Raw genomic sequence first — 13,386 nt, forward strand, 5'->3', positions numbered from 1 at the left:
GGTTGGGGCGGTACGGGTGTCCATTGTAGTCGAGAGCTCAGCGGCCGTCGAGCGTGCCGGTGGCCGCCCCGGGGCCCTTCCCTCCCGATTGAGACGATCGGGGGGAATCCCGCCCGATCGCCCGCCGGGGCGCGAGAAATCCTCGGGATGGCTGTCGGGTCCGGGCCTCGAAATCCGTCCAAGAGGGAGGGGATGACTCGTCGGGACACCCGTTCCTGACACTCGCCTACGGCCGGGCGACCGACCGCCTCCTGAATGAGTCCGGGCCGAGGTATGCTGAGGGGATGGCGGGCCTGCCAGCGGCGGGCCGGGCCGTCTTGCACCAGGGATTGAAGGAGCCAGACCGTGGTCCGAGCCGCCCGTCGCACATCTCGAAAGGCTCGACCGGCTCGGTTGGAACTCCTCGAAGCCCGGGCGATGCTTGCAACGGGCCTCGGCTCGTTCGAGCCCCCGAGCATCGCGGAGCCGATCGTGCTCGCTGGTCCGAGCCAGACACTCAACCTCTGGGAGTCGGGGACGCCTGCCGTCTCCGGCGATCGATCCCCCAAGGACGCCCCGGAGCGCTCCCGAGTGACCGTGTCGTTCCCCTGGCGGGTGACGTCGTGGCTCGTCTCGGCCGACGACAGGCCGGGCAAACATCCCCCCATCCCTGGGGATGACGTGCGCTTCGAGTTCGATCCGGAACTGGCAAAGCCTCTGCCCTCGACTCGACTGGTCGAGTGGGAGGGGGCGGTCGTTGTCGGAGAAGGAGGCCACCTGTTCCGCCTCGCGTTGGCCCCCGGGACGCGGGCGTTGAGCTTCTCGTACGCGGTCCGATTCGAGAATCGGTTCGATGCCGGCGTTGCCGCCTTGCGGGTCTCGTTGCGCGATGCCGAAGGGGCCTTGATCGATGCCTGGTGGCTGGATGCTTCGACGGATCGGCTCGATGCCCGCTTGCTTTCGCTCGTCCCCACGGAGCCGACCGCGCTTTACCTCGGGATCGAGGTGGTGGGGCCGCCGACCATGTCGGATACGCCGGTCCCCTACACGCTGAATGTCCGTCAGGCGGCCCCGCCCCCCCCCCCCGAGACCTGGTATCCCGGAGCTGGGGGGAGCCAGGTCGAGTCGCCGATCGGCTGGGATGTGCCGCTCGAGCAGGAGGCCCCGTTCTTCGGCGTCGCGGAACTCGGCGCGTCCCTCTTCGTGAACCTCGACACGCGTCGAGGGGCTGAACTCTCCGGCCTGGAACTCGCCCCGGGGCGGGCGACGACGATCGAGCGGGTTTCGGCCGGGTCGGTGGCCGCTTCCGCGTTCGAGCGAGGGCTGGTCCGGCCCCTGCCGACCCAGAGCGCCTCGACCGTGGGAGGCTTGCTGGCGACCGGCCCCGACATCCGGGGGGAGCGCGAGGTGCCCGACCGGCTGCCCCGGATCGACGAGTTCGCCGATCCCTTGCTCATGGCCTCCGGCCCGGTCGGCGAGGGGCCCGAGGGGGCCGATCGGGCCGGGGCTCGGGGGATGCCCGAGCGCGCCGGCGAGTCGTCCGCATCGGGATCGCTGGCCGAGCTCGCGGTCATCCCCATCGAGCTGGCGGCCCCCGCCGAGGTGTCGGGCATCGCCCCGATGACCGGCCCAGGGACCAGCCCCTCGGATGTCGCGGGACTCCGGACCCGTCGGGGGACCCCGTCGATCCTCTCCGGGAGCCATTGCTCCCCGCCCATCCCGGATGACCTGGCCGCGCTGGTCGCCGCCATCGAGCCTCCCGCCGGCGGCAGTCCGGAACCGACGGCGGGCGAGTCTCCCGAGGACGACCCCGACCCGACCCGGCCTCGGGTGCTCCGCACGGCCCTGATCGGCGCCGCGGCGCTGGCCGTGGGCCTGCTCTTGCCCGACCTGACCTCGGAACGGGCCGTCATCCGCCTCCGCCCCCGCCCCTCTCGCGTCCGTTGGTGGTTCTTCGGGTAATCGGATCACGATGGGGAGCCCCGAGCGTCGCATCGCGATCGATTCGAGTCGGCTCCCGGTCGGAACGGGGAGGGCGCAGGTGTTCGGCTCCCGCGTCTTGCTCTCAACACCGCGGGCAAAGGGCCGTATAATGCGTCGCGATCAGGAGCTCGGGCCGGACCGCTGACGGATTGGCGGTCGAGGATCCCGCAGAAGGCTCAACGAGCGATCGAACCCCTCGACTCGAACTTTTTTTCCGCCACGGAGGCTCCGTTCATGTGCGCGATCGACCGACGCAAGCTGTCGCCGGCGGCCCTTGTCGTTGTACTCGTCATGGCAGGTCCCGCGATCGCGCAGGCTCCGCCGACCGTCAGGCCGTCCGGGCCGGCCCCGGCCCAGGCCCCCGCGGCCAACGATCCGGTCGTGGCCACGTTCGAGGGGGGGACGATCACCCGGTCGCAGGTCCTCGAATTCCTCGGCCAGTTCGCCATCCCCCCCGACGCGAGGGAGGAGGTTTACACCACGTCGATCAATGCGCTGATCAATCAGGACCTGTTCTCCCGCTTCCTGCAGGAGCAGCAGGTTGCCGTCACGGCGGCGGAGCTGGACACCGAGGTCGCGAATCTCGGCCAGCAGCTCCAGCAGAGCGGGCAGGGGAGCCTGAACAGCCTGATGGCCGAGCTGGGTCTGACCGAGACCGAGTTGCGTGAACGCCTGGCGATGAACCTCCGGTGGTCGAAGTACCTACGCGCCCGGGCCGACGAGGCGACCCTTCGTTCGTACTTCGAGGAGAACAAGGATCTGTTCACGGGGACGACCGTCCAGGCCAGCCACATCCTCGCCCGCGTCGAACCGGAAGCGACGGACGCCGAGAAGGAGGCCGCCCGGCAGAAAGTGGCGGGGTGGAAGCAGCAGATCGACGACGGCTCGCTCGACTTCGCCGTCGCGGCCGACAAGTTCTCGGAAGACCCGAGCAATCAGGAGGCCCCGGACGGCGGGAATATCGGCTATTTCTCCCGTCGCGGGCAGGTGGTCGAGCCGTTCGCCGAGGCCGCCTTCGCGCTCGAGGTCGGTCAGGTGTCCGAGCCGGTCGAGACCGAGTACGGCTTCCATCTGATCAAGGTCACCGACCGCCGATCCGGCCAGGAAGTCACCTTCGACCAGATTCGGGACGCGGTCGAGAGCGTCTACGGGGAAGAGCTCCAGCAATCGATCATCGAAGACGCTCGGGAATCGGCCAAGATCGACATCAAGCCGATGCCGGAGGACTTCTTCCCCGCCCCGTCGGCGGCGGCCGGCGTCACCACCCCTGGAACCGTCCCCGGCCAGTCGCCCCGGCAATGATCGATTCGCCCCTGCGATGGGGGGGGAAGCACTCGCCCCCCTTTTTTGCTTTGCCCGCGTGCCGAGAGCACGTGGGGAAAAAACGGGGGGACGCGACCGGCCCGGGTCGGATCAACGCGATTGGGCCTGGAGCCAGGCGAGCGTGTCGGCGACCTGCTGGTCGCTGAGCACGATCTGGAAGCCGGGCATCCGGTGACGGCCTTTGCGCAGGATCGAGGCGTAGTCGGCCGGGCGGAGCAGGACCGGGCGGGCGATCAGGCTCACCCCCAGGTCGCCGCCGAGCCCGTCCGGGCCGTGGCAGGTGGCGCAGTGCTCGGTGAAGACGGCGGCCCCCCGGTCGGCCGCGCCTTCGGGAAGGGCGTCGGGATCGGGTGCCGGGCGGGTCGAGGACCGGGCATCGTCGAGGGTCTGCCGACCGAAGACCGGCTCGGCGGACTCGGTCGCGTAGGATGCGGCCAGGTAGGCCACCAGCAAATCGGTCTCCTCGGGGGGGACGGGGGCTCCCCAGCCGACCATCTTCTCGACCTCGGCGGCCCACTGCTCGGGCGTGAGCCGTTGCGTCTCGATCATCTCAATGGAGTGGCACATCAGGCAGTTGCCTTCGAGCGTCCGTCGGCCCAGCTCGCGTTCGAACGCCTCTTCCTCAGCCCCCGCGTCATCCTGCTGTGGGGTCGCTTCCGCGAGGATCCGGCCGGACGGCCATCGGGTCGACGAGCCGGCGAGCAATGCGATCAGCAGGCAGACGGCGAGAAGGGCGCTTCGTGTGAGCATCGCTCGATCCGATCCTCGGGATAAGAGTAAGACAAACCGGGTCAGGCCACCTCGACCGCGATCGATTCGATCGCATTCCAGAGGTAGCCGCTCCGGTTCCAGGGGGATTGTTCCGGCTGGGACTCGCCGTGGGAATCGGTGGCCCGGACCCGGATGGTGTGCGAGCCGGGCGACGCGTCCCAGGCGAGGTTCCAGGTCCGCCACGAGCCTTCGACGTCCGGGCCGTCCAGGGTGGCGGGTTGCCACGCCTCGCCGTCGATGGAGACGTCCACCCCGGTGATCCGGCCGGGCCCGGTCCAGGCGACTCCCCTGACGTCCACCCGCCCCGAGGTGAGCCGCTGCCCCTCTCCGGGAGACGTGACGAGCGACTTGACGTTCATCGCCGTGACGGGGAGTAGTTCACCCTCGGGGTCCTCGATCCAGGAGCCGGGCGGAGCCAGTTCCCGGGGAATCCGGTAGCCGGTCCTCTGGTAGAAGCCGGGGGCTTCCTCGTCGGCCAGGGTGATCTCGCGCAACCACTTGAGCGAGTGGTTGGCCGTCCAGCAGGGGACGATCAGGCGGAGCGGCCCGCCGTGCAGGTGGGGCAGGGGCTCGCCGTTCATGTGCGTGGCGACCATCGTCATCGGGTCGATCGCCTTGGCCAGCGGGATGCTCCGGAAGAACGCCGGCGTCTTCGGATGCGGCGGGGTGTCGGCCCCGAGCAAGTGGACGTGCCTGGCCCCGCCTTGCACGCCCGCCCGTTCCAGCAGGTCGACCAGCCGGACCCCGGTCCATTCCGCGTTGCCGACGGCCCCCTTCGCCCAGGGGATGCCCGGGATGTTCGGGCGGAATAACCCTCGGCCGTTGCCGGCGCACTGAAGCACGACCGGCCGGGTGACCTGCTCCATCTCCGCCAGGTCGTCCAGCGCGAGGGAAACCGGCCGATCGACCAGCCCCTTGATCTCCAACCGCCAGGGCTCGGGCAGGATGGCGGGCTCGACGAAATGGCTGCGTTTGAAGAACAGGTCGTTCGGGGTGATCCAACTTCCGAGGCTGGTGAGGGGAGTCTCGGCGTCGAGCGGCACGAGATTGCGGATGATCAGCTCGCGGTCGGCGACGTCGGCGGAGGAGAACCATCCGAGTGCCTCGGGGCCTCGCCAGGCCCAGAGACCGATTCCTGCCGAGGCACCGCCCAAGGCCCGACGGAGGAGCGATCGGCGGTTCGACTTCGGGATCGCGCTCGTGTCATCCTGGCTCATGTCGGGGACTCCGATCGATCGATTTCTTCGGCGATTCAGGCTCGTATTCAATTGTATCCCGCCCTGGCCGACCGTCCAAACCCCTGGTCAGGTGGGACCGGCGCGTCAGAGATCCGACAGGTCGAGCCGTCCCTGAGCTTGAAGGTCTGAGAACCGCCGGTAGGTCTCGGCGATCCCCTGGTCGAGACTCGTCCGGGGCAGGGGGCCGAGCTGCGCCTGGAGTCGGCTCTCGTCGAGACTCGGCGCGATCGGCAACTGGTTCGAGCCGTGCGAAACACGGCCTTTCGCCTCGGGGACGACGGTCTCGAAGGTGGAGACGAAGGTTTCGATCGGCACGACATCGCCCCGGACGTTGAAGGAGTCGGCCCCCTCGAACGGGGCGTCGAGGGCCCGGACGAAGGCGGCGGCCACGTCCCCGACGTACTGGAGGTCCTGGAGGCCGCCGTAGCTGATCGCGTAGTCGCGGCCGGCGGCGACGGCCTTGATGGCCTTCGTCGGCTCGCTAGTCATCCCAAAATCGCGACCGACGCCGTAGACGGTCCAGGGACGCAGCGCGACGCTCGAGATCCCGTGGTCGAGCCAGTAGACCCGGGCGTTCAGCTCGTTGCAGACCTTGTAGGCGCCGTAGTGGGTCATCGGGGCCAGGCGGACCTCGTCGGCCAGGGGGGCGCCGTTCGGCTCTCCCGGGCCGTGCACGGCGGCCGAGCTGGCGTAGACGACCCGCGTGACCTGGTCCTTCAGGATGCGGGCCGCTTCGAAGACCGCCAGGGTGCCGACGACGTTGACGAGGGCCCCCTTGATCGGGTCGGCCCGGCAGAGGGGGACCTGTAAGGCGGCCAGGTGGAGCAACTGGGTGGCCTCGAACTGCTCGGCGGCCTCACGGACGAGGTCCGGATCCGTCACATCGCCGGCGATGAACCGGACCCGCTCCAGGTGATCGGGCTCGAGGAGCAGTTCCAGGCGGTGGGTGTCACGTTTCAGGTCGAGGATCGCAACCTCATGGCCCCCTTCGATCAATTGCAGGGTGACCCAGGAACCGATGCATCCGTAACCTCCGGTCATCAAGACGCGCACGCCAATGCTCCTGGCCTTGAAGGCCGCACCGTTGTCTCGTTGCGATCGATCGGATTTCCGGAGTGTATCGCCCCGGCAGTCGCCTGCCCAGCATTCGCCGCGTCGATCGCCGGGAATCCGAGGGGTCGGCCCCTCGATCGTGGTTTAGCGGGCCCGGCGATCGGGTAAGCTAGGCGGCCTGCCTGCCCGTGTTCGAGTCCGCCAGAGGTTACGTCCATGCTGCTGGTCGCCGCGACGATTTCCTGGGAACACATCCTGGTCACGGGATTGGGCATCCTGGTGAGCCTCGTCACCACGATGCACGTCCTGATTCACAAGAAGGAGACGCGGGCGGCGATCGGTTGGATCGGCCTGATCTGGCTCTCGCCGATCCTGGGTGCGATCGTCTACGTCCTGCTCGGGATCAACCGGATCGAGCGCAAGGCCAGGGCGTTGCGACGGGACCGGCCCTCGGTCCACAAGCTCGACCCGGAAGGATATACCGACGCCCTCCTGCACGAACGGCTCGGCCCGGATCGTGCGCATCTGGCCACGCTCGCCCGGCTCGGCGGGGCGGCGACGGGCCGCCGATTGCTGGGGGGCAACCGGGTGAGACTGCTCGACGGGGGGGACGAGACCTATCCGGCGATGGTCCGGGCCATCGACCAGGCCAGGCGGTCGATCACGCTGCTCACCTACATCTTCCGCAACGACGAGGCCGGGATCCCGGTGGCCGAGGCCCTGGCCCGGGCCCGCAGTCGGGGGGTCGAGATTCGGATCCTGATCGACGGCCTGGGGTCGGTCCACGAAGGGGCGCCGATCGTCGAGCACCTTCGAGGCCTCGGCCTGGACGTCGCGCTGTTCATCCCGACCCTGCGGCCCGACTGGATGCGTTATGCCAACCTTCGGAACCACCGCAAGGTGATGGTCATCGACGGCCATCTCGGGTTTACCGGGGGCATGAACATCCTCGACGACTTCCTGAGCAAGCCGAGCGAGGTCCACCCGGTCCATGCCCGCGACGCGCACTTCGAGATCTGCGGCCCGGTCGTCACCACCCTGCAACAGTCGTTCGCCGACGACTGGGCCTTCAGCACCGAGGAGATCCTCGACGGCCCGCTCTGGTTCCCCCGAGACCACCGGCACGAGGGGGACACGATCGCCCGGATCATCGTCGATGGCCCCGACCTGCCGGACAACCCGTTGACCGCCGTCCTGTTCGGGGCACTCGCGGTCGCCCGCGATTCCGTCTCGATCGTCACCCCGTATTTCATCCCCGACCCCCCCCTCTCGGCGGCCCTGATCTCGGCCGCGCAGCGCGGGGTTGACGTGGAGATCCTCATCCCGCAGAAGAACAACCATGCGGTGGTCCAATGGGCCGGGATCCCGCTGCTCGAGCCGCTGCTCGAGGCGGGATGCCGCGTCCTCCTGCTGGAGCCGCCGTTCGACCACTCGAAGCTGATGGTCGTCGACGGTGCCTGGTCGTTCTTCGGCTCGGCCAACTGGGATCCGAGGAGCCTCGTCCTGAATTTCGAGCTGAACGTGGAATGTTACGACCCCGGTCTCGCGGCCGAGATCGATCGGTTCCTCGAGGATCGTCGTCGCCGAGCATGCGAGCTGACCCTCGAATCACTGAAGAGCCGATCGCTGCCGCTCAAACTCCGAGACAACCTCGCCCGGCTGTTCTCTCCGTACCTTTGAGCGTCGAGCTGAGTGTCAAGCGTCGAGACTTTTCTGCATCCTGATTCATCGCCTCGCCAGGAGTCCCGCTCATGAGTGCCCCCGCTCATTCTCCCGAGATCCCGATCGGGATCGATCAGATCCGTGACGCCGCCGACCGCCTGGAGGGCCTGGCCCATCGGACTCCGGTGCTGACGTGCTCGGCGCTCGATCGACGGGTCGGGGCTTCCGTCTTCCTGAAGTGCGAGAACTTCCAGCGGATCGGTGCGTTCAAATTCAGGGGGGCGATGAACGCGATCCTGCAACTCTCCGACGACGAGCGGCGATCCGGGGTCGTCACGCACTCGTCGGGCAATCACGCCCAGGCCCTGGCCCTCGCGGCGAAGCTCGCGGGGGTCCCGGCCTGCGTGGTCATGCCGCACTCGGCACCGGCCATCAAGCGCCAGGCGACCGAGGGGCACGGGGCCCGCGTCGTCTCCTGCGAGCCGACGGTGGAGTCTCGCGAAGCGACGGTCGCCCGCCTGATCGACGAGCACGGTTACGCACTCGTCCACCCGTACGATGACTGGCGTGTGATCGCCGGGGCCGGGACGGCCGCCCTGGAACTGATCGAGGAGTCCGGGCCGCTCGATGTCGTCACGGCCCCGATCGGGGGCGGGGGATTGATGGCCGGCACCTGCCTGGCGACGGCCGGGGCGAGCCCCGAGACCCGGCTGATCGGCGCCGAGCCGAGTCGAGCCGACGACGCGAGACGCTCGCTCGAACTGGGCCGGATCCAACCGTCAGACAACCCCAGGACCGTGGCCGACGGGCTCCGGACCTCGCTCGGCACGAGACCCTTCGCGGTCCTCTCGCGTCACCTGGAACGGATCGTGGCCGTAGAAGAGCCGGAGATCCTCGAGGCGATGCGGTTCATCTGGGAACGGCTGAACATCATCATTGAACCCTCCTGCGCCGTGCCGGTCGCCGCGTTGCTGAGCGGCCGCGTCCCGGGAATCGCCGGCACACGGATCGGGGTCATTCTCACGGGTGGGAATGTCGATCTCGATCCGATGTTTCAGCATCTCGCCGGGCGCTGGCTCGGACACGCACTTTGACAGTGGTTGATCCCCGGCCTAGCATTCCCATCAGGGTGTCTGAGTATGCCCGATGGCCGGGAAGCGATCTGCTCCTCCTTCCAAGAGAAAGCCCGATTCGATGCTCGCTCGATGGTTCACTCGAATCGCGTCTGACGATTCCGCGGTCTCGGCGGTCGAGTACGCGTTGCTGATTGCGTTGATCGTGATGTTCTGCATCACGGTCATCTCAGCCATGGGCGATGCGAGCCGAGGGCCGATGCAGATCATCACGGATCTCCTCGTCAGTGCTTCTCTGATGTGACCGATCGGATCCACGTGGTCATCCGATCGAGGACGTCGGGCGCGATGGTCTCCTCGATCGATCCGTATTCGAGCGGGGCACCGCTCTCGGCCCGCTGGAAGAGGTGATTCACGCCAGGAACGACCACGACCTTCGACTGCCGGTTCCCGCCCGCGATGAGGGCGGCTTCAACCTCGGGGGCATTCTGCTCGGGGTCGACCTGCAGATCCTTCTCGCCGAACAGCGCGAGCACCGGGGCGGAGACCTGCCGGAGGGCCGGCCTCGGGTCGTGGCGGAGGAAGAACCGGAACCAGGGGGTTTGCAGCTCCGAGGCCGAGAGCGCAAGGGCAACGTCCGACTCCTCGAGGGCGTCGCGGTGCTCGGGGGCAATGCCCTCGAGTGCCTGTTTCGCCAGGGCGTCCACGGCGTCGGCGTCGAGGGGCCCGGGGTCGTCCGTATCCAACCGGGCCGTCAGTTGCTCCAGCAGCTTGACCTGCTGGTCGACCCGCTCCTCGGGGATGCCCGAGGCGAGGGCGATCAGGGAGGATTGCCTCAGGATGATCTCGCGGCCGGTCACGCCGGTCCCGGCGAGCAGCACCAGGAACGCGACGTCTTCAGGGGCCTTCGTGGCGGCGAGCGGCCCGATCACCCCGCCCTCGCTGTGGCCGATGATGCCGATCGACTCCGGGGCGACTTCGGGGCGATCGTGGAGGAACCGCACGGCGGCCAGGGCGTCGGTGGCGAAGTCCTCCGTGGTTGCCGAGGCGTGATCGCCCCCCGACGCTCCCACGCCGCGGTCGTCGAACCGGAGCACGGCGATCCCGGCGCGGGTCAGGTGATCGGCGATCACCAGGAACGGCTTGTGCCCCAGGATCGTCTCGTCCCGATCCTGGGGTCCCGAGCCACTGACCAGGACGGCGGCGGGGAAGGGGCCGTCTCCCTCGGGCAATGTCAGGGTCCCGGCCAGGTCGATCTCGGCCGCCGGATTCGCGAAGGTCACCTCCTCGACCGTGTACGGGAAGGGCGGTTTCGGGTGTTGCGGGCGATCGAGCGTGCTGGTCGCCTCGACCTTCTCGAGCGTGAGCGGGAGGTTGAGGATCGACTGCGTCCACTGCCCCTCGAGCCGGGTGCGATCCTCGTCGATCGTCCCTTCGAAAGTCCCGCCGATCGATTTGACCTCGAACCGAACCCGCTTGCCCTCGACCGAGATCGCGGTGACCGGAATCCCCTTCACATCCTGATCGATGCTGTCGAAGACGGCCCGACGCGTGTCCGGCGAGCCCTCGACGGTCTCCACCCGAAGCGCCACGCGGAGCGACTGCCCGAGCGGCAGCTCGATCGGCCCTTGCCAGATGCCGAGCAACGCCTCCGGGGCGTCGACGGGCCGGGGCAGTTGGTCGTCCGGGGTCAGGGTCAGGGTGATTGGCGTGGCTCGGCCGCCCTGGGTGAACGTCCCGGTGATCGCCCGGCCCTCCTCGTCCATCTCACCCCTGAACGTCGTCGCGATGGTCTGGCTCTCGAACTGGAGGGTGCGATCGGCGAAGGCGATTCGATCCAGTTTCAGGCCGAACGATCCCTGGTCGGGGCTATCCAACGACCCGGAGAGCTCTCCCTCGACGTCGTCGCTCGGCGTCACGTGCAGGACCAGGGTCAGCTCGGAGGGCCCGATCTTCAGCGTCCCGACCCAGTGGCCGACCGCAGGAGACGATCCCTCCTGGGGCGTTCCCGGCGGGGCTGGGGTCAACAACGCAGTTGCAAGGATCAAGGAGGTCATGGGGGTTCCCGGGTTGCCCATCGACGGGAGGTGGAATGTCCGGAGCGGCTCGGCGAGCCTGACGGCTCGAATTCGAGATCGCGACTTGGATTCTTCGCAATGGTCTCGTCATTATTGAGGGCGAATCAAGTCCGCCCCGCGAGTGCCCGGCTCTCGCGGGGCGATTCCGGGGGCAAGACCATGCGCATCGGGGGGCGATTGGAGGCTCAGGGCCTGGTCGATGGCCCTCCCGGCTGGCGACTCGCGCCGGAGGGGGCCGCGATCTTCGAGGCGGATCGGCTTGCCGTCGTCGCCGACGTGCATCTCGGCTACGAGTGGGCGAGGGCCTCGGGGGGCGATGTCGTGCCGTCCCACTCGCTCAATGAGACGATCGCCACCTTCGATCGCCTGTTCGCCCGGGTGCCGCTCGATCGGGTGATCGTCGCAGGGGATCTGACCGAATCCGCCGCCCCGTGCCCGAGGACGGCGCGGTCGCTGGCTCGCCTTCGAGCCTGGTTCGCCGGGCGCGGGGTCGACCTGGTGATGGTCGCCGGCAATCACGACCCGCGCCGACGGCCCCCTTGGCCGGAGTCGATCGCCGTGGGGGGCTGGACGATCGCCCACGGGCACCGCCCGATCCCAGGCGACCGGATCGTCTTCGGGCATCATCACCCGACCCTGAAGGCGGCCGGGCGATCGGCCCCGTGCTTCCTGTTCGACGATCGGACCATCGCCTTGCCGGCCTTCTCGGCGAACGCGGCGGGGCTCGACGTGGGCACGGCCCCCTTGCCGGAGGCCCTGCGGGCCGAAGGCCTGCGATGCGTCGCGGGGACGGGGCTGGAGCTCCTCGACTTCGGCCCGCTTGCGGAGCTGCGCGCCCGGCTCGCCGCCCGACGCGCCTGAGCGGACCCGCCCGGTCAGCGGCGTTCGCGTCGGCGCCGGGCCGATTCGAGATTGCTCTGCAGGTCGAGCACGACGAGCAATTCGGTCTGGGTCGGGCCGCCGAACCCGAGGTTCAAGGGGCCCCCCTTGTTCATGAAGATCCCCGGGAGGATGCCGGCCGAGATCAGCAAGGTCTTGTCGAGCGGCCACTCGGGGATCGTCTGGTTGAGCCGGCTGTGGGCGACCTCCGGGACGTCCAGATCCATCTCGGCGGGGCCGATCTGGCGAGGCACGATCACGCGGGTCAGGTGTTTCCGCTTCACGACCGTGGCCCGAAGGTCGACCGCCAGGTCGACCGAGGTCCCGTCGTCCCGGAGCAGCGGACTGGCCCGCAGCTCCACACCTTCTTCGATGGCGTCGATGGTCGGCTCGAAGCCGATCTGGACCGTATTGGAGCGGTCGATCCCCCCTCGATAGGTGATCGGGTCTTTCAGGCCGGTCCGGAGCGTGAGGGTCTGGCCGTTGACGATCGGCTCCTTGCGCTCCTCGATGAGGCGGAACGACTGGCTGAGGGACATGGTCGCCATGAGCTGCTCGGTCGTGCTCGGGTCGACGAGCCAGGCTTGCTGCCCCTGCGGGCCTCCCCGCCCTTTCGTGCCGAGCCGGACCGGATCGAGCCGCGAGAAGACGTCGAGGCGCCATTTCGGGTCGACGGCCGCGACGATCCGGACCCGGAGCGTCAGGACGTCGAACCAGGCGTCGACGAACCGCTTGTAGACCTCATTGACCTTGGCGATCACGTCGTCGCGATGGAACACGCGGAGCTGCTTCGAGGTGGCGCTCAGGACGGCCAGGTCGTCGCGATGCCAGATGTCCGACCCGGTGTGCCGGAAGACCCATTCCACCAGGGCCGTCTCGGGCTTGGTGGTGTCGCGCGAGTGGGGCAGGGCGGTATAGGGGGCGATGTTGAAGATCCCCCATTTGAGCCCTTGCTGCTTGATCTGGGGGGGGGCGACGAAGGGAAGATCCTCGGCCGGGTCCGAGCCGCCTCGGCTCCCGATCTCCGGGTCGAGCGGGTCGGTGCCGATCCCGAGCAGATCCGGGTCGAGGCTCGGCTCGTCCACGGTGTCCTGGGCCGGTCGGAAGCCCGACCGGCGATCCTGGCCCCGGGCCACTCGCCCGATCAGACCGCCGAGCATCATGGTCGAGAACAAGGCCATGCGGCGATTCATGCCAGTGGCCTCCTTGCCTGCTGGCGGTGCAGTCGCGACGGGTTCCAGGGGCTCTCCGTTGACCAGCGGCCGATCGGCGCGGAATTGCCCCACGGTGTGCGGTGCCAACCTTAGCGAATCGCGTCAGGAGCACAAGGCCGATTCGCGTCCCGGG

11 protein-coding genes are annotated in these 13,386 nt (G+C 68.6%); 5 read left to right on the top strand and 6 right to left on the bottom strand.

What is annotated here, in order from left to right:
• Positions 1-417 precede the first annotated feature (417 nt).
• Positions 418-1,941, top strand: coding sequence for a hypothetical protein (locus tag AB1L88_RS17255; protein ID WP_367097921.1), 1,524 nt, complete (start codon positions 418-420; stop codon positions 1,939-1,941).
• Between the two features lie 255 nt (positions 1,942-2,196).
• A complete protein-coding gene (locus AB1L88_RS17260) occupies positions 2,197-3,264 on the top strand; it encodes a peptidylprolyl isomerase (RefSeq protein ID WP_367097922.1) in 1,068 nt (355 codons plus the stop codon).
• 111 nt (positions 3,265-3,375) lie between these two features.
• On the opposite strand, the gene AB1L88_RS17265 is transcribed toward AB1L88_RS17260, so the two are convergent.
• From AB1L88_RS17265 to AB1L88_RS17275, 3 genes are all read right to left on the bottom strand, one after another.
• The gene (locus AB1L88_RS17265) at positions 3,376-4,035 is read right to left on the bottom strand and encodes a cytochrome c (RefSeq protein ID WP_367097923.1); all 660 of its coding nucleotides are present in this window, start codon (positions 4,033-4,035) and stop codon (positions 3,376-3,378) included.
• A 41-nt stretch (positions 4,036-4,076) separates the two neighbouring features.
• The gene (locus tag AB1L88_RS17270; RefSeq protein WP_367097924.1) at positions 4,077-5,273 is read right to left on the bottom strand and encodes a sulfite oxidase; all 1,197 of its coding nucleotides are present in this window, start codon (positions 5,271-5,273) and stop codon (positions 4,077-4,079) included.
• 105 nt (positions 5,274-5,378) lie between these two features.
• A complete protein-coding gene (locus AB1L88_RS17275) occupies positions 5,379-6,347 on the bottom strand; it encodes an NAD(P)-dependent oxidoreductase (protein WP_367097925.1) in 969 nt (322 codons plus the stop codon).
• Between the two features lie 216 nt (positions 6,348-6,563).
• On the opposite strand from AB1L88_RS17275, the gene cls reads away from it, so the two are divergent.
• Together cls and AB1L88_RS17285 are read left to right on the top strand one after the other, a co-directional pair.
• Positions 6,564-8,027: a cardiolipin synthase gene (gene cls, locus AB1L88_RS17280; protein WP_367097926.1), complete on the top strand. Its 1,464-nt coding sequence runs from the start codon at positions 6,564-6,566 to the stop codon at positions 8,025-8,027.
• A gap of 71 nt (positions 8,028-8,098) precedes the next feature.
• Positions 8,099-9,103: a pyridoxal-phosphate dependent enzyme gene (locus AB1L88_RS17285; protein ID WP_367097927.1), complete on the top strand. Its 1,005-nt coding sequence runs from the start codon at positions 8,099-8,101 to the stop codon at positions 9,101-9,103.
• Positions 9,104-9,133: 30 nt separating this feature from the next.
• Here the strand turns inward: AB1L88_RS17285 and AB1L88_RS17290 are convergent, their stop codons facing one another.
• Positions 9,134-9,352: a hypothetical protein gene (locus AB1L88_RS17290; RefSeq protein ID WP_367097928.1), complete on the bottom strand. Its 219-nt coding sequence runs from the start codon at positions 9,350-9,352 to the stop codon at positions 9,134-9,136.
• Positions 9,353-9,366: 14 nt separating this feature from the next.
• The gene (locus tag AB1L88_RS17295) at positions 9,367-11,139 is read right to left on the bottom strand and encodes an alpha/beta hydrolase (protein ID WP_367097929.1); all 1,773 of its coding nucleotides are present in this window, start codon (positions 11,137-11,139) and stop codon (positions 9,367-9,369) included.
• Positions 11,140-11,238: 99 nt separating this feature from the next.
• Here AB1L88_RS17295 and AB1L88_RS17300 point away from each other — a divergent pair, with 99 nt between their 5' ends.
• Positions 11,239-12,021, top strand: a complete 783-nt coding sequence (locus AB1L88_RS17300) for a metallophosphoesterase (RefSeq protein WP_367097930.1) — start codon at positions 11,239-11,241, stop codon at positions 12,019-12,021.
• Between the two features lie 14 nt (positions 12,022-12,035).
• On the opposite strand, the gene AB1L88_RS17305 is transcribed toward AB1L88_RS17300, so the two are convergent.
• Entirely contained in the window at positions 12,036-13,232 is a 1,197-nt protein-coding gene (locus AB1L88_RS17305) for a hypothetical protein (RefSeq protein WP_367097931.1), read from the bottom strand.
• Positions 13,233-13,386: the final 154 nt, after the last annotated feature.

Origin of the sequence: Tautonia sp. JC769 (genome assembly GCF_040717455.1) — a bacterium.
GTDB lineage: Bacteria > Planctomycetota > Planctomycetia > Isosphaerales > Isosphaeraceae > Tautonia.